The following is a 14,494-nucleotide window of genomic DNA, read 5'->3' on the forward strand; positions in this document are numbered from 1 at the left end:
CCTGGTGGCGCACCGGAGCGCGATGCATGCGTGATCGATCCAGTGTAGTCGCGCCCGTCGCGCGCTGGCGAGCCGCGTTCCTGGGGGCGTTTGTCGCACTGCTGCTGGTGAAGATCGCACTCGCCGCGACGCTCGCGCCTTTCAGCGACGAGGCGTTCTACTGGCAGGAGAGCCGGCACCTCGCCTGGGGCTACAGCGACCTGCCGCCGCTGACCGCATGGTTGATCCGCCTCGGCGAAACCGTGGCGGGGCACGGCCTGCTCGGCATGCGCTGGCCGTTCCTGCTGCTGGGCGCGGCGTTGCCGTGGATCGTGGTGCGCTTCGCCCGCGAGGGGTTCGATGCGCGTATCGGCTGGCAGGCCGGCCTGCTGTGCCTGGCGCTGCCGCTGGCCGGCACGCTTGGGGTGCTTGCCGTGCCGGACGTGCCGCTGACGGTGGCGATCATGCTGGCCGTGCTCGCGCTGCAGCGGGTGGCCGAAGCGAACCGCATGCGTGACTGGCTGCTGCTCGGCGGCGCGCTCGCGCTGGCGTGGATGGCGCACTACCGCGCGGCGATGCCGATGCTGGCCGGGCTGGGGTTTTTCGTCTTTGCACCGCGCGGCCGTGCGCTGTGGCGACGTCGTGGCCTGTGGCTGGCATTGGCGGTGGCGTCGCTCGGCCTGATCCCGCTGCTGGTGTCCAACTGGCAGCAGCGTGGTGTCGGCATCGCCTTCCAACTGGTCGACCGCAATCCCTGGCGGTTCCACGCCGATGCGCTGGCGCAGCCGCTGGAACAGGCGCTGGCCTGCACGCCGTTGCTGTACGCGCTGCTGCTGTGGGCGGCGTGGCAGGCGTGGCGGCGGCGCCAAGACGCGCCATGGGACGTGATCGCCTTCGTGGCGGTGGGCTTTCTCGGGCTGTATTTCGTGCTGGGCCTGTTTGCCGACGACCTGCGCTTTCGCGCGCACTGGCCGCTGCCGGGCTATCTGCCGCTGCTCGCCGTATTGCCTGCGTTGCTGTGGGCCGGGCAGGGCACCCGCGCCGGCCGCCGCTGGCTGATCGCGGCACTGGGCCTGGCGGTTGCCGGACAGGTGCTGGGGCTGACCTACCTCGCCGCGGCCGCCACGCCGGGCGGGGCGACCCGCCTGGCCGGGTTGAAGGCGTTTCCGTATGCCTTCGTCGGATGGCGCGAGGCAGCGGCACGGGCATCGTCGCTGCGGACCGGCGGCGCCGTACTGGTGGCGGACAACTTCGTGCTCGCGGCCGAACTGGATTTCGCGCTCGACGGCGATCGTCCGGGCGACAGTCGGCCCGTCTACAGCCTGGACAGCCCGCTGAACATCAAGCACGGCCGCGCGCCGCAGCTGGCGATCTGGCAGCGCGACGAGGCGGGTCTGCGCGCCGCGCACGCGGGCCAGCCGATGCTGCTGGTGGTGGAGGAAACCGCGCAGAGCGAGCGCGAACGGCTGGCCTGGCAGGGCACGCTGTGCCGGCGCATCGATGCGCCGCAAGCCGCGGGACGACTGGATCTCTACGACGGCCGCAAGCGCTTTGCCTTCTATCGCGGGCGGGTGCCGACGGTGGCGCCTTCCGCGCTGCCGGCCACGCCGGCCGAGCGCGCGGCCTGTCCGCTCTGGCGCGCGGCGCATGCGGCCGAGACGGCGCCTTGATCGAACCGCTCAGGGAATCGGGTGTCCCGCGGCGCGCAGCAGGCGCGCCAGGGCGATCAGCGGCAGGCCGACCAGCGCGCTGGGGTCGTCGGTCTCGATGCGCTCGAACAGGCTGATGCCCAGCGCCTCGCACTTGAAGCTGCCGGCACAGTCCAGCGGCTGTTCGCGCTCGACATAGCGGGCGATCTCGCCGTCGCCGAGGGCGCGGAAGACGGCCCGGGTAAGGTCGACGTGGGTGTGCCTGACGCCGCTGCGCGCATCGAGCAGGCACAGCGCGGTGTGGAAACGCACCGTGCGACCGCTGCTGGCGCGCAGCTGCCGGCGCGCGCGCTCCGGCGTGCCGGGCTTGTCCAGCACGGCGCCGCCGAGTTCGGCCACCTGGTCCGAGCCGATCACCAGTGCCTGCGGATGGGTCCGCGCCACCGCCGCGGCCTTGGCGATCGCCAGCCGCAGCGCCCGCGCGGCCGGTGCCTCGTCCGGCCGCGCGGCTTCATCGACGCCCGGCGCGGCCTGGGTGAAGTCCGCCAGCAGGCGGCGCAGCAGCTCGGCGCGATGGCGCGAGGTCGAACCGAGCACGATCGGCGCGGTCATGCGCCGGGGCCGCGAATGTGATCGCGCATGGCGTTGTCCAGGTCGTGCTGGGCCTGGTTCAGCGCGCTCAGCAGGGGTTCGAGGCGGCCACGCGTGTCGCGCATCGACTGCGCGGTGGCATCGAGTTGCTGCTGGCTGGCCCAGGCGGAGCAGTCGCGAATCCACAGGCGCTGCTGCAGCAGCGCGCGCAGGCCGGCGTCGATGGCCTGGTGCGCGTCCTTTTCGCTGGCCTGCGGCGTGTCCGGATTGACCGACATCACCGCGTGCGCCTGCTGCAGGCCGCTGCGGCAGGTCTTCAGATCCGCTTCCAGCCGGTCGGCCAGATCCAGCAGGGTCTGCAGGCTGGCATTGCGCCGCCATTCGCGCCTGCGCTGGTTGAGGATCACGGCGACCAGCACCACCAGTAGCCCGAACAGGGCCGCGCCGCCGGCTATCATCATCTGGGGGGTCACAGGGCTGGATTCGCCGGAAATCGTCGGGTAGCCAGTCTGCCGCAAGCGGGGCGGCGCAGGCAAAGTGCGCCTGCGCGATGCTCCGGGTTGCGCGGTGCCGCTTCATGGTTGACTTGGGGCGTGGGCAAACCCATAATTTCGCGATTATGTCCGTGACACTGCCAGAGTCCGTGGATGCTTGGCGCATGGTCACGGCGCGGCGTTCCTTCGTCGGAACGCTTCCTGTGGCCTCGATGCCCCGCCTGTGCGGGATGCTGGCAGGCAGCGACGGGGAGATCGGATTCGAGCTGGAGTTCGGTCGCGACGAGTTGGGCATGGCGTATCTCGATGTGCGTGCCGATGCGCCGCTGAGCGTGACCTGCCAGCGTTCGCTGGAGCCGTTCGTGCTGCCGGTCTCGGTGTGCAACCGGCTGGGCCTGATCCGGTCGGAGCGCGAGGAGTCGGGGCTGTCGCCCGACTGCGAGCCGCTGCTGGTGGAGGACGACGGCAAACTGATGCTGGTCGAGGTCATCGAGGACGAACTGTTGTTGGCGCTGCCGCTGGTCCCGGTCAATCCGGACAGCCAGCTGCCCGAAGAAGTGACAAGCCCGCCGGCGGACGAGAGTGCCGACGAGGGACGTACCGATAACCCGTTCGCGGTGTTGCGCGAACTCAAGAAATAACCCGCTCGAAACAAGCGATTACGTTGGAGATCCGCCATGGCCGTTGCCAAGAGCCGCAAGACCCCGTCCACCCGCGGCATGCGTCGTTCGCACGACAAGCTGAAGACCGTGCAGCTGTCGACCGACCCGACCAGCGGCGAGGTGCACCTGCGCCACCACGTGACTGCCGACGGTTACTACCGCGGCAAGAAGGTCATCGACACCGCCGTGGCGGCCGTCGAAGAGGATTGATCGGTTCCTGTGCGATTCCGGTGACCGATTCCGGTGACAAGGCGGCGCGGTAACGCGCCGCTTTGCTTTTGTGCGCAGGCGAACGTACTTTGTCGGTTCCGGTGCGGCCTTCTCCACCCTTGGCGTGGAAGCAGCGGACACCCCGAGCGACCGTGCCAATGGATAGTTGAATGACCCCGATCTTTTCCCGCATCACCGGCACCGGCAGCGCATTGCCGGATCGCGTCCTCACCAACGCCGACCTCGAGAAGATCGTCGACACCAGCGACGAGTGGATCCGGACCCGCACCGGCATCCGCGAGCGGCATGTGGTTGCCGATGGCGAAACCACCTCCGACCTCGCCGTGACCGCGGCGCAGCGTGCGCTGGAGGCGGCCGGCGTCAAGGCATCCGAGCTGGACCTGATCGTGCTGGGCACGACCACGCCGGACATCATCTTTCCGTCCACCGCCTGCCTGGTGCAGCACCGCATCGGCGCCAACGGCTGCGCGGCATTTGACGTGAATGCGGCCTGCTCGGGCTTCGTGTATGCGCTGGGTGTCGCCGACAAGTTCATCCGGAGCGGGCAGTCGAAGAAGGTGCTGGTGATCGGCGCCGAGACGCTTACGCGCATGGTCGACTGGACCGAGCGCGAGACCTGCGTGCTGTTCGGCGACGGCGCGGGTGCGGTGGTACTCGAAGCGTCCGGCGAGCCGGGCATCTACGCCACCTGCCTGCACGCGGACGGTGGCCACAGGGATCTCTTGTACAACCCGGTCGGCGTGTCCGTCGGCTTCACCGACGAGCCGAATCATGGCGTGCGCATCCGCATGGCCGGTCGCGAGGTGTTCAAGGTGGCGGTGAGGACGCTCGATTCGCTGGTTGACGAGACGCTGCAGGCCGCCGGCATGCAGGAGTCGGACATCGACTGGCTGATTCCGCACCAGGCCAACCTGCGCATCATCGAGGCCACGGCCAAGCGGCTGAAGATGTCGATGGAGCGGGTGGTGGTGACGGTCGACAAGCACGCCAACACGTCCTCGGGCTCGGTGCCGCTGGCGCTGGACTACGCGGTGCGCTCGGGCAAGGTGCAGCGCGGACAGACCCTGTTGCTGGAGGCCTTCGGCGGCGGATTTACCTGGGCGTCGGCGCTGCTGCGCTACTGACCGATCCTGCTGCGCACCACTCCAGACGCCGCCCTCTAGGAGCGTGGGCCGTAGAAATCTTTGGGCTGCGATTGTGCTCTCATCCATAGGCTGCGCCTCTCGTCGGGCTTGCATAGTGTGACTATGCGCACCCTCCGATAGACGCATCCTATGGCGATAGCCCAATCTCGCTATCCAAAGTTTCTACGGCCCACGCTCCTAGGGCGGCATCTGCGTTCTACGACACGAAACTTCGCGATACGGCTGCGTACGCCATCGAATGCTGGCACCATGCCCGCCTTTCCGCCAACGGTTCCTGTTTCCATGAGCGCACCCGTTTCTTCGCTGGCCTTCGTCTTTCCCGGCCAGGGTTCCCAGTCGGTCGGCATGCTGGCCGAGCTGGCCGAACTGCATCCGGAAGTGAAGGCCACGTTCGACGAAGCGTCGGACGGCGCGGGCGTCGACCTGTGGGTCCTCAGCCAGCAGGGTCCGGAACAGCAGCTCAACCGCACCGAATACACCCAGCCGGCCCTGCTGGCCGCCAGCGTGGCGGTATGGCGCCTGTGGTGCGCGCAGGGCGGCGCGGTGCCGGCCCGGTTGGCGGGCCACAGCCTGGGCGAGTACAGCGCGCTGGTCGCCGCCGAGGCGATCGCGCTGCGTGACGCCGCGCACCTGGTGCGCATCCGCGGCCAGGCGATGCAGGAGGCCGCGCCGGAAGGTTCGGGCGCGATGGCCGCCGTGCTCGGCGCGGAGGATACGGTGGTCGAGCAGGCCTGCCGCGACGCCTCGGGCGTGCAGGTGGTGGTGGCGGCCAACTTCAATTCGCCGGGCCAGGTGGTGATCGGCGGTCATGCCGACGCGGTGGACAAGGCCTTGGCGCTGCTGGCCGAGCGCGGCGTGCGCAAGGCGGTGAAACTGCCGGTGAGCGTGCCCTCGCACACGCCGCTGATGCGCGAGGCCGCCAACCGGCTGGCCGAGGCGATGACCGCGTATGCCTGGCACGCGCCGAAGATTCCCGTGGTGCAGAACGTGGACGCTCGCGTCCATGACGGCGTCGAGTCGATTCGCGAGGCGCTGGTCAGCCAGCTCTACCTGCCGGTGCGCTGGACCGGCTGCGTGCAGGCGCTGGTCGCCGGCGGCGCCACCCGCATCGCCGAGTGCGGGCCGGGCAAGGTGCTGGCCGGACTGGTCAAGCGCATCGACAGGTCCATCGAGGCACGTGCGCTCGGCACGCCGGGCGACTTCGGGGCCACCCGCACCGAGTGGGTCTGAGCTCTCCCGATTCCGAAACTGCAAGGACATCCACATGAACGACGTACTCAAGGGCGAGGTCGCGCTGGTCACCGGCGCCAGCCGCGGCATCGGCGCGGCGATTGCCGACGAGCTGGCCGCGATGGGCGCCACCGTGATCGGCACCGCGACCAGCGACGGCGGCGCGACCGCGATCGGCGAGCGGCTGGCGCCGCACGGTGGCCACGGGCGCAGGCTCGATGTCACCGACGGCGCCGCCGTCGACGGACTGATCGACGGCATCGCCAGGGAATTCGGTGCCGTTTCCATCCTCGTCAACAACGCCGGCATCACCCGCGACCAGCTGCTGATGCGCATGAAGGACGAGGACTGGCAGGCGATCCTCGACACCAATCTCACCTCGGTCTACCGCACCTCCAAGGCGGTGATGCGCGGCATGATGAAGGCGCGCAAGGGCCGCATCGTCTCGATCGCCTCGGTGGTCGGTGTCACCGGCAACCCGGGCCAGTCCAACTACGCGGCGGCCAAGGCCGGCATCATCGCGTTCTCCAAATCGCTGGCGCGCGAGATCGGCAGCCGCGGCATCACGGTGAACGTGGTGGCGCCGGGTTTCATCGACACCGACATGACGCGCGCGCTCAGCGAGGAACAGCGCAGCGGCCTGCTCGGCCAGATCGCGCTGGGCCACCTGGGTCAGGCGAGCGACATCGCCAAGGCGGTGGGCTTTCTGGCGTCGCCGGCGGCGGCCTACATCACCGGCGAGACGCTGCACGTCAACGGCGGCATGTACATGCCGTGATCACGGCGGCGCATGGCGCCGCCCCGGATTGGCTTCCTTGTCGCCACCAGCCCCGTTTTAGGCGACAATGCGCCCTTCGCGCGCCGGCCCCGTGGCCTGCGTGGCTCCACCGTCAGCGGTTCGTGGCATGCCCTCCGGGCACGCGACCCGCAGGCTTATGCCGGAACCCGCCGGCGCAGCATGAAATTTTCTCCTTGGGAGGTTTGGCAACATGAGCACCATCGAAGAACGCGTCAAGAAAATCGTCATCGAGCAGCTGGGCGTGAAGGAAGATGAAGTCACGGCGAACGCTTCGTTCGTGGACGATCTGGGCGCAGATTCGCTGGACACGGTCGAGCTGGTGATGGCGCTGGAAGAAGAGTTCGAAACCGAGATCCCGGATGAGGAAGCCGAGAAGATCACCACCGTGCAGCAGGCCGTCGATTACATCAAGGCCCACTCCAAGGAGTGATCGCGTCGCGGCATGCGGGCGCCCCCGGGTGCCTGTTCCGCCGCGAACCGATAGCGAGAGCTGCGCCATCCTGGCGCAGTTTTCGTTTCTGCAATCTGCAACGTCCGATCCCGTATGGTGTGCGCCCGGCGTACACGGGTTTCGAGACGTGTCCGACGCGCGGATCTTCCGTTGCGAAGGGCGACAAATCGCATCAGCAAGGAATTCAAGAGCATGAGCAAGCGACGCGTGGTAGTGACCGGCATGGGCATCATTTCGCCGGTCGGCAACGACATTGCCACCGCCTGGAAGAATGTCCTGGAGGGCAACAGCGGCATCGGCCCGGTCACGACGTTCGATGCCAGTGCCTACGCGACCCGCATCGCCGGCGAAGTCGGCGATTTCGATCCCGTCGCCGCCTATTTCCAGGGCACCGATGTGCCGGCGGACGAGCAGCGTTCGATCGGCAAGGACTTCAAGCGGATGGACCCGTTCATCCATTACGGCATCGTGGCCGGCACCCACGCATTGCGCCAGTCCGGCATCGTGGTGACGGAGGCAAACGCCGACCGCATCGGCGTGGCTGCCGGCGCCGGCATCGGCGGCCTGCACACGATCGAGGCCACCACGCTGGAGCTGGCCGAGAAGGGCCCGCGCAAGGTGTCGCCGTTCTACGTGCCCAGTTCGATCATCAACATGGTCGCGGGCAATCTTTCGATCTACCACGGCCTGAAGGGGCCGAACATCGCGCTGGTCTCGGCATGCACCACCGCCGCGCACAACATCGGCATGGCGATGCGCCTGATCCAGTACGGCGATGCCGATGCGATGCTGGCGGGCGGCGCCGAGTTCGCCACCACGCCCACGGCGATGGCGGGTTTCTGCTCGGCCAAGGCGATGTCCACCCGCAACGACGATCCGAAGCATGCCAGCCGCCCGTGGGATGTCGGTCGCGACGGTTTCCTGCTTTCCAACGGCGCCGGCATGCTGATGCTGGAGGAGTACGAGTTCGCCAGGGCGCGTGGCGCCAACATCCTGGCCGAGATCATCGGCTTCGGCATGAGCGGCGACGCGTACCACATCACCGCGCCGAGCGGCGATGGTGCCGAGCTGGCCATGCGCAATGCCTTGCACGATGCGCAGCTCGATCCGTCGGACGTGCAGTACGTCAACGCGCACGGCACCTCCACGCCGGTGGGTGACCTCGGCGAGGCCAAGGCCATCCGCAATGTGTTCGGCGAGCACGCCACGAAGAAGGGGCAATTCGCAGTCAGCTCCACCAAGTCGGTCACCGGTCACCTGCTCGGTGCTGCCGGCGGCGTGGAGGCGATCTTCTCGATCATGGCGTTGCGCGATGGCGTCATGCCGCCGACCATGAACCTGGATGAGGTCGATCCGGAAGTCGCCGCACTCGGGATGGATCTGGTCGCGAACCGGGCCGAGCATGCCAAGCTCGACGTGGCCATCTCCAACTCGTTCGGCTTTGGCGGCACCAACGGCACGCTCGCCTTCCGACGCCTCTGAGCGGCGAATGGACGGCCATCGCCGCATCCTTGGCGGCCGGCGCGACCTGCTCGCGCCGGCCGTTGCATTTGCGCAGCGCTATCCAGGCTTGCTGCAGAGCGTGGTGCGCGGCACGCCGCAGGCGCGCTACGACATCCTTTTCATGGCCGGTCGCGAGTCGCTGGCCGTGCACGGCGACGGCGTGGTGCGCGACCAGGACGGGCGTGTGCACGAGGGTCGCTTCCTCGACGTGCTGGATGGGCAGTGGCTCGCCGCGCGCACCGCGCGTGACGAGATCAGTACGCTGCCATTCCACGGTGGCTGGCTGCTGTTCCTGAGCTACGAGCTGGTCGGCCAGATCGAGCCGCGCCTGCGCCTGCGCGCGCCCGAGCCGCTGCCGCTGGCATGCGCCCTGCGCTGTCCTGCTGCGGCCATCGTCGACCATGCTGCCGGCCATACCGTGCTGGTGGCCGAATCGGGCTGCGAACATCTGCTCGATCAGTTGGAGGCGGATCTGGCCCGGGTCGACACGCTGCCGCCGCTCGCTGCCCCTGCCGCGCTGCTGGAAGACTCGCCCGAGCGCTTTTTGGACGGCGTGGAACGGATCCACGAGCACCTGCGCGCCGGCGACATTTTCCAGGTCAACCTGTCGCGCGCGTGGCACGCCGGGTTTGCCGAGGCTCCATCGCCGGTCGCGCTGTACGACGCACTGCGCCGCGCCAATCCGGCGCCGTTCGCCGGCCTGCTGCAGCAGCCGGGCTGGGCCATCGCCAGCTCCTCGCCGGAGCGGCTGGTGGAATCGCGTGGCGGCATGGCGCAGACGCGTCCGATCGCCGGCACCCGTCCGCGCGTGGCCGGCGACGACGAGCTGGCGCGCATCCGCGAGCTGAGTGCGCACCCGAAGGAGCGCGCCGAACACGTCATGCTGATCGACCTGGAGCGCAACGACCTCGGTCGCGTCTGCGTGCCCGGCACGGTGGAGGTCGACGAGCTGATGGTGGTGGAGAGCTACGCCCACGTACACCACATCGTGTCGAACGTGCGCGGACGGCTGCGCCCGGAGGTGACGCCGGGACAACTGATCGCCGCCACGTTCCCCGGCGGCACCATCACCGGCTGTCCCAAGGTGCGCTGCATGGAGATCATCGCCGCGCTCGAAGATGCCCCGCGCGGGGCCTACACCGGTGCGCTCGGCTATCTCGATCGCAACGGCGACATGGACCTCAACATCCTCATCCGCACGCTGACCCAGATGGGCGCCAGCGTCAGCCTGCGCGCCGGAGCGGGCATCGTGGCCGACTCGGTGGCAGCGAACGAACTCGACGAAACGCGGGCAAAGGCGCGCGGCCTGTTGCGGGCGCTGGGCGCGGCCGGCTGATGGCGGCGCGCGAGCTGATCAACGGGCAGGCCGGCGCCACGGTGTCGTCGCGCGATCGTGGGCTGCTCTACGGCGATGGTCTGTTCGAGACGGTGCGCGTGGTCGGCGGCGTGGCTCCGCTGTGGCCGCGGCACATGGCGCGACTGGCGGAGGGCTGCGCACGCCTCGGCTTGCCGGCGCCGGAAGCCGGCCTGCTGGCCGCCGAGTTGCAGGTCGTCGCCAGCGGCATGGATGCGGCTGCCGTGCGCATCACGGTGACGCGTGGCGAGGGCGCGCGCGGTTATGCGCCGCCCGCGGTCGCGCAGCCGACCCGCATCGTGACGGCCTTCCCCATGCCGCCACTGGACTGGCGCGCTGCGTCGCAGGGCATCCGCGTGCGCGTCTGCGAGTTGCGCCTGGCCGAGCAGCCGCGCCTGGCTGGGCTCAAGCATCTCAACCGGCTGGAGCAGGTGCTGGCGCGCGCTGAATGGAGCGATCCGGCGATCGCCGAAGGCCTGCTGCTGGACGCGGCAGGGCGCGTGATCTGCGCCACGATGGCGAACGTCTTCGCGGTAATCGACGGCGTGCCGGTGACCCCGGCGCTCGATCGCTGCGGCGTGGCCGGCGTGGCGCGGGCCGAGGTGCTGGCGGCGCAGGCTCGTGCGCAGGTGCGCGACCTGCGCCTGGACGCGCTGCTCGATGCGGGCGAGGTCTTCCTCACGTCGAGCGTCCGCGGCATCCTGCCGGTTCAGGCCGTCGGCGACAAGGTCTTCGCCCCCGGTCCGGTGACGCGCGCGCTGCAGCGGCATTGGCGCGACCTCGGTTTTCCGTTGGAGCAGGCATGAGTCGTGCGGGCATGAGTGGTGGCGGAATGAGGGGTGGTGCGCGCTGGCGCATGCTGCTGGTGGTCCTCGTGCTGGCCGCCGCGGGCGTCGCCGGCTGGCTCTGGCATGATCTGGACCGCTTCAGCCGCACGCCGCTGCAGGTGCCGGCGGCCGGCAGCTCGATCGACATCGCCAGGGGCAGCGGCTTCAAGCAGATCGTGGCGCAGCTGCGCGGGCAGGGCCTGAGCGCGGCGCCGCCGCTGTACTGGCGGGCGCTGGCCGAGCGGATGCGGGTGGCCGGCAGGCTGCACGCAGGCGAGTACGCACTGCCGCCTGGCATCACGCCGCGCGTGCTGCTCGAGGACATGGCCAGCGGTCGCGTGCTGCAGCACGACTTCACCATCGTCGACGGCTGGACCTTCGCCGAGCTGCGCGCCGCCCTCGACAAGGCCGGCAAGCTGCAGCACCTCACCACCGGCCTGGACGCCGCCGCGCTGATGCAGAAGATCGGCGCGCCCGGCGAGACGCCGGAAGGGCGCTTCCTGCCTGAGACCTATGCCTACGTGAAAGGCGACAGCGACGTGGACCTGCTCAAGCGCGCACACGCGGCGATGCGCAAGACGCTCGACACGCTGTGGCCCGGCCGTGACGCCGACCTGCCGCTGGCGACGCCGTACGATGCGCTGATCCTTGCCTCCATCGTGGAGAAGGAAACCGGCCGCGCCGACGAGCGCAGGCGCATTGCCGGTGTGTTCGTGCGCCGGCTGGAGAACCACATGCTGCTGCAGACCGATCCGAGCGTGATCTACGGCATGGGGGCGAGCTATGCGGGCAACATCCGCCGCAGCGACCTCACCACCGATACGCCCTACAACACCTACACCCGCGCCGGCCTGCCGCCCACGCCGATCGCCCTGCCGGGCAAACCGGCGATCGAGGCGGTGCTGCACCCGGCGCCCGGCAAGGCCCTGTACTTCGTGGCGCGCGGCGACGGCACGCACGTGTTCGCCAGCACGCTGGCCGAGCACAACCGCAACGTCGCCTGCTACCAGCTCAAGCGGTGCCAGCGATGAGGCGAGGCAGGTTCATCAGCCTCGAAGGCGGCGAAGGCGCGGGCAAGAGCACCCTGCTGGCCGGTCTGCGCGATCACCTGGCGGGGCAGGGCATAAACCTGCTGCAGACGCGCGAGCCCGGCGGCACGCCGCTGGGCGAGGCGCTGCGGCAGATCCTGCTCGACCCGGCCATGCGCGGCATGAGCGCGGAGAGCGAGCTGCTGCTGATGTTCGCCTCGCGCGCGCAACTGGTGCGCGAATGCATCGTGCCGGCGCTGGATGCCGGGCAGTGGGTGCTGTGCGACCGCTACGCCGACGCCAGCTACGCCTACCAGGGCGGCGGCCGCGGCCAGCCGATGGAGCGCATCGCGGCGCTCGAAGCCTGGGCCTGTGCGGGCGTCACCCCCGATCTCACCCTGCTGCTGGATCTTCCCGTCGCCGCCGGCCGCGCGCGCGCGGCCGGGCGCGGCGACGCCGATCGTATCGAGGCGGAGGCGGACGCGTTCTTCGAACGCGTGCGTGCCGTGTACCGGGCGCGGGTGCAGGCCGAGCCGCAGCGTTTCCGCGTGATCGACGCCGGTGGCACGCCGGCGCAGGTGCTGACCGCGGCGATCGCCGCGCTGGCGCCGCTGCTGGAGCGCGCAGCATGAGCGGCATGCCATGGCAGGAGGAGCACTGGGCGCGCCTGCAGGCGCGTCGCGCCCGTGGGGCGATGCCGCACGCGCTGTTGATCTGCGGTCCGGAAGGCCTGGGCAAGCGCGCCTTCGCCGAGCGCCTGGTGCGCGGGTTGCTGTGCCTGCAGCCGGTCGATGGCGAGGCCTGTGGCCACTGCCGCAGCTGCGCCCTGCAGGCCGCGGGCACGCATCCCGATCGTGTCACGCTCACCTATGGCCTGCGCAAGGATGGCGTGCAGCGCAGCGAGATCGTGATCGACCAGATCCGCGAGCTGTCGGCACGGCTGGCGATGTCCAGCCAGTTCGGCGGCTGGCAGATCGCCAGCATCGACCCGGCCGATGCGCTCAACGCGGCCGCTGCCAATGCACTGCTGAAGACGCTGGAGGAACCAGCGGCACAGACCATGCTGGTGCTGGTCGCCGACGCGCCGTGGCGGCTGCCGCAGACGATCCGCAGCCGCTGCCAGCGTGTCGAGTTCCACCTGCCGGCGGCCGGGCAGGCGCTGGCCTGGCTCGGGACGCGGGGCGTGGCGGATGCCGCCGCGGCGCTGCAGGCGGCGGGTGGCAACCCGGGGCTGGCGCAGCGCTGGGCGCAGGAGGGGGCGCTCGATCGGCGTCGCGAGGTGCGCAAGGACCTCGCCGCACTGGCCGCCGGCCGCGGCGAGGCGGTGGAGGTGGTGCGCCGCTGGCTGGACAGCGAACCCGCGCAGCGGGTCTGGTTTGCCGCCCAGGCGGTGGCCGAGGAAACGAAGGCGAAACTTTCCGGCGCGGCCGGTCCGCTGGCCAGCGCCCTCGAGCCGACCGCGCTGGCGGACTGGTACGCCAGCGCCAACCGTGCCCGCGAATCGTTGCGCGGCCCGCTGCGCGGCGACCTCATCCTGCTGGAGCTGCTGGCCCGCTGGCGCTGAGCGCCCGCACCGCCAGCCGCCTGGCCCCGTCCATGCTGCAGTCCCTTTCCGCACAGACGCGTCTGCTGGTGGTGGCGCCGCATCCCGACGACGAGACGCTGGCCACCGGCGTGCTGATCCAGCGCGTGCTCGCCGCGGGCGGCGCGGTGCACGTGCTGCTGCTCAGCGATGGCGACAACAATCCGTGGCCGCAACGCTGGCTGGAGCGGCGCGTGCGCATTGGCGCCGCCGAGCGCGCACGCTGGGCCACCCGCCGTCGTCGCGAGTTCCGTGCTGCAATGGCCGTGCTCGGCATGCGCGACGGTGCATTCACCGCACTCGGCTGGCCCGACCAGGGGCTGACCCGACGCGTGCAGTGCAAGCTGGCCGCCTCGCTGCCCGCGCTGCGCGCGGTGCTGGATGCATTCGACCCGGATCTCGTGGCGATGCCGGCGCTGGACGATCGCCACCCCGATCACGCTGCTGCCCACGTGCTGATGCGCCTGGCCATGCATGGTCGCGGCATCGTGCCGGCCACCTGGCTGTACCGCGTCCACGGCGGACCGCGGGAGGGGGGCGCCGGGTTCGCCCTGCCGTCCGATGCCGCCATGCAGGCACGCAAGCGCATGGCGCTGGCCTGTCATGCGAGCCAGCTCGCGCTGAGTGCGTCGAGGATGGCGCGGCTGGCCGCCCGCGTGGAGCGTTACCTGCCGCTGGTGGCGCAATGCGGCCGTGTGCCGCTGCCATGGCATCCGCCCCGCCTGGCGTGGTCATGGCTCATGCTCACCGTGGCCGATTCCACCGGCGGCGCGACTTGGCCCTGGGCGGCTGCGCCGTGGGTGTGCTCCGCGGACGGCGATTACTGGCTGCCGTCCTCGCCGGCGCGGTCGGGTGAGCCGCGATTCGCCAAACTGCAGGGGCGGCTGCCGTCGCCGTGGATCTTCGATCACTGGGGCTGGTGCGAGCTGCCGCACTGAACGCGCACGGGCGCTTTGCGCACCGCGGCGC

The 14,494-nt window shown here is 70.1% G+C and carries 16 protein-coding genes; 14 read left to right on the forward strand and 2 right to left on the reverse strand.

Annotated elements, in window-relative coordinates:
- The first annotated feature begins 26 nt into the window (after positions 1–26).
- Complete coding sequence (locus tag ACO2Q2_RS09200) at positions 27–1,649, forward strand: glycosyltransferase family 39 protein (RefSeq protein WP_423255467.1); 1,623 nt, start codon at positions 27–29, stop codon at positions 1,647–1,649.
- Positions 1,650–1,658: 9 nt separating this feature from the next.
- Here ACO2Q2_RS09200 and ACO2Q2_RS09205 read toward each other — a convergent pair whose 3' ends face one another.
- Both ACO2Q2_RS09205 and ACO2Q2_RS09210 read right to left on the reverse strand, forming a co-directional pair.
- A complete protein-coding gene (locus ACO2Q2_RS09205) occupies positions 1,659–2,240 on the reverse strand; it encodes a Maf family protein (RefSeq protein WP_423255469.1) in 582 nt (193 codons plus the stop codon).
- A complete protein-coding gene (locus tag ACO2Q2_RS09210; protein ID WP_423255543.1) occupies positions 2,237–2,680 on the reverse strand; it encodes a hypothetical protein in 444 nt (147 codons plus the stop codon). Before ACO2Q2_RS09210 ends, ACO2Q2_RS09205 begins: the two co-directional genes overlap by 4 nt.
- Before the next feature lie 197 nt (positions 2,681–2,877).
- On the opposite strand from ACO2Q2_RS09210, the gene ACO2Q2_RS09215 reads away from it, so the two are divergent.
- The 13 genes from ACO2Q2_RS09215 (at position 2,878) to ACO2Q2_RS09275 (ending at position 14,463) form a co-directional block, all read left to right on the forward strand.
- Positions 2,878–3,354, forward strand: a complete 477-nt coding sequence (locus ACO2Q2_RS09215; RefSeq protein WP_423255470.1) for a YceD family protein — start codon at positions 2,878–2,880, stop codon at positions 3,352–3,354.
- A 36-nt stretch (positions 3,355–3,390) separates the two neighbouring features.
- Positions 3,391–3,585: a 50S ribosomal protein L32 gene (rpmF, locus tag ACO2Q2_RS09220; RefSeq protein ID WP_423255471.1), complete on the forward strand. Its 195-nt coding sequence runs from the start codon at positions 3,391–3,393 to the stop codon at positions 3,583–3,585.
- Positions 3,586–3,755: 170 nt separating this feature from the next.
- Complete coding sequence (locus tag ACO2Q2_RS09225) at positions 3,756–4,730, forward strand: beta-ketoacyl-ACP synthase III (protein WP_423255473.1); 975 nt, start codon at positions 3,756–3,758, stop codon at positions 4,728–4,730.
- A gap of 303 nt (positions 4,731–5,033) precedes the next feature.
- On the forward strand, positions 5,034–5,981 hold the full coding sequence (gene fabD, locus ACO2Q2_RS09230; protein WP_423255475.1) for an ACP S-malonyltransferase: 948 nt from the start codon (positions 5,034–5,036) through the stop codon (positions 5,979–5,981).
- Between the two features lie 34 nt (positions 5,982–6,015).
- On the forward strand, positions 6,016–6,759 hold the full coding sequence (gene fabG, locus ACO2Q2_RS09235; RefSeq protein ID WP_423255477.1) for a 3-oxoacyl-ACP reductase FabG: 744 nt from the start codon (positions 6,016–6,018) through the stop codon (positions 6,757–6,759).
- A gap of 211 nt (positions 6,760–6,970) precedes the next feature.
- Positions 6,971–7,210, forward strand: coding sequence for an acyl carrier protein (gene acpP, locus ACO2Q2_RS09240; RefSeq protein ID WP_017462265.1), 240 nt, complete (start codon positions 6,971–6,973; stop codon positions 7,208–7,210).
- 213 nt (positions 7,211–7,423) lie between these two features.
- On the forward strand, positions 7,424–8,713 hold the full coding sequence (fabF, locus tag ACO2Q2_RS09245; protein WP_423255478.1) for a beta-ketoacyl-ACP synthase II: 1,290 nt from the start codon (positions 7,424–7,426) through the stop codon (positions 8,711–8,713).
- Positions 8,714–8,720: 7 nt separating this feature from the next.
- The gene (locus tag ACO2Q2_RS09250; protein ID WP_423255479.1) at positions 8,721–10,070 is read left to right on the forward strand and encodes an aminodeoxychorismate synthase component I; all 1,350 of its coding nucleotides are present in this window, start codon (positions 8,721–8,723) and stop codon (positions 10,068–10,070) included.
- Entirely contained in the window at positions 10,070–10,894 is an 825-nt protein-coding gene (gene pabC, locus ACO2Q2_RS09255; protein WP_423255480.1) for an aminodeoxychorismate lyase, read from the forward strand. Before ACO2Q2_RS09250 ends, pabC begins: the two co-directional genes overlap by 1 nt.
- 50 nt (positions 10,895–10,944) lie before the next feature.
- Positions 10,945–11,946: an endolytic transglycosylase MltG gene (gene mltG, locus ACO2Q2_RS09260; RefSeq protein ID WP_423255481.1), complete on the forward strand. Its 1,002-nt coding sequence runs from the start codon at positions 10,945–10,947 to the stop codon at positions 11,944–11,946.
- Entirely contained in the window at positions 11,943–12,575 is a 633-nt protein-coding gene (gene tmk / locus ACO2Q2_RS09265; protein WP_423255482.1) for a dTMP kinase, read from the forward strand. Before mltG ends, tmk begins: the two co-directional genes overlap by 4 nt.
- A complete protein-coding gene (holB, locus tag ACO2Q2_RS09270) occupies positions 12,572–13,507 on the forward strand; it encodes a DNA polymerase III subunit delta' (protein ID WP_423255483.1) in 936 nt (311 codons plus the stop codon). Before tmk ends, holB begins: the two co-directional genes overlap by 4 nt.
- A gap of 32 nt (positions 13,508–13,539) precedes the next feature.
- A complete protein-coding gene (locus ACO2Q2_RS09275) occupies positions 13,540–14,463 on the forward strand; it encodes a PIG-L deacetylase family protein (protein ID WP_423255484.1) in 924 nt (307 codons plus the stop codon).
- Positions 14,464–14,494: the final 31 nt, after the last annotated feature.

The sequence above is a fragment of the Dyella sp. KRB-257 genome (assembly GCF_049445995.1).
GTDB lineage: Bacteria > Pseudomonadota > Gammaproteobacteria > Xanthomonadales > Rhodanobacteraceae > Dyella_A.

Coding starts and splice junctions, on each gene's coding strand:
- holB (WP_423255483.1), top strand. CDS start 12,572: ATGAGCGGCATGCCATGGCAGGAGGAGCACTGGGCGCGCCTGCAGGCG.
- ACO2Q2_RS09200 (WP_423255467.1), top strand. CDS start 27: ATGCGTGATCGATCCAGTGTAGTCGCGCCCGTCGCGCGCTGGCGAGCC.
- ACO2Q2_RS09250 (WP_423255479.1), top strand. CDS start 8,721: ATGGACGGCCATCGCCGCATCCTTGGCGGCCGGCGCGACCTGCTCGCG.
- ACO2Q2_RS09275 (WP_423255484.1), top strand. CDS start 13,540: ATGCTGCAGTCCCTTTCCGCACAGACGCGTCTGCTGGTGGTGGCGCCG.
- ACO2Q2_RS09205 (WP_423255469.1), bottom strand. CDS start 2,240: ATGACCGCGCCGATCGTGCTCGGTTCGACCTCGCGCCATCGCGCCGAG.
- fabG (WP_423255477.1), top strand. CDS start 6,016: ATGAACGACGTACTCAAGGGCGAGGTCGCGCTGGTCACCGGCGCCAGC.
- acpP (WP_017462265.1), top strand. CDS start 6,971: ATGAGCACCATCGAAGAACGCGTCAAGAAAATCGTCATCGAGCAGCTG.
- mltG (WP_423255481.1), top strand. CDS start 10,945: ATGCTGCTGGTGGTCCTCGTGCTGGCCGCCGCGGGCGTCGCCGGCTGG.
- pabC (WP_423255480.1), top strand. CDS start 10,070: ATGGCGGCGCGCGAGCTGATCAACGGGCAGGCCGGCGCCACGGTGTCG.
- rpmF (WP_423255471.1), top strand. CDS start 3,391: ATGGCCGTTGCCAAGAGCCGCAAGACCCCGTCCACCCGCGGCATGCGT.
- fabD (WP_423255475.1), top strand. CDS start 5,034: ATGAGCGCACCCGTTTCTTCGCTGGCCTTCGTCTTTCCCGGCCAGGGT.
- ACO2Q2_RS09225 (WP_423255473.1), top strand. CDS start 3,756: ATGACCCCGATCTTTTCCCGCATCACCGGCACCGGCAGCGCATTGCCG.
- ACO2Q2_RS09210 (WP_423255543.1), bottom strand. CDS start 2,680: ATGATGATAGCCGGCGGCGCGGCCCTGTTCGGGCTACTGGTGGTGCTG.
- ACO2Q2_RS09215 (WP_423255470.1), top strand. CDS start 2,878: ATGGTCACGGCGCGGCGTTCCTTCGTCGGAACGCTTCCTGTGGCCTCG.
- tmk (WP_423255482.1), top strand. CDS start 11,943: ATGAGGCGAGGCAGGTTCATCAGCCTCGAAGGCGGCGAAGGCGCGGGC.
- fabF (WP_423255478.1), top strand. CDS start 7,424: ATGAGCAAGCGACGCGTGGTAGTGACCGGCATGGGCATCATTTCGCCG.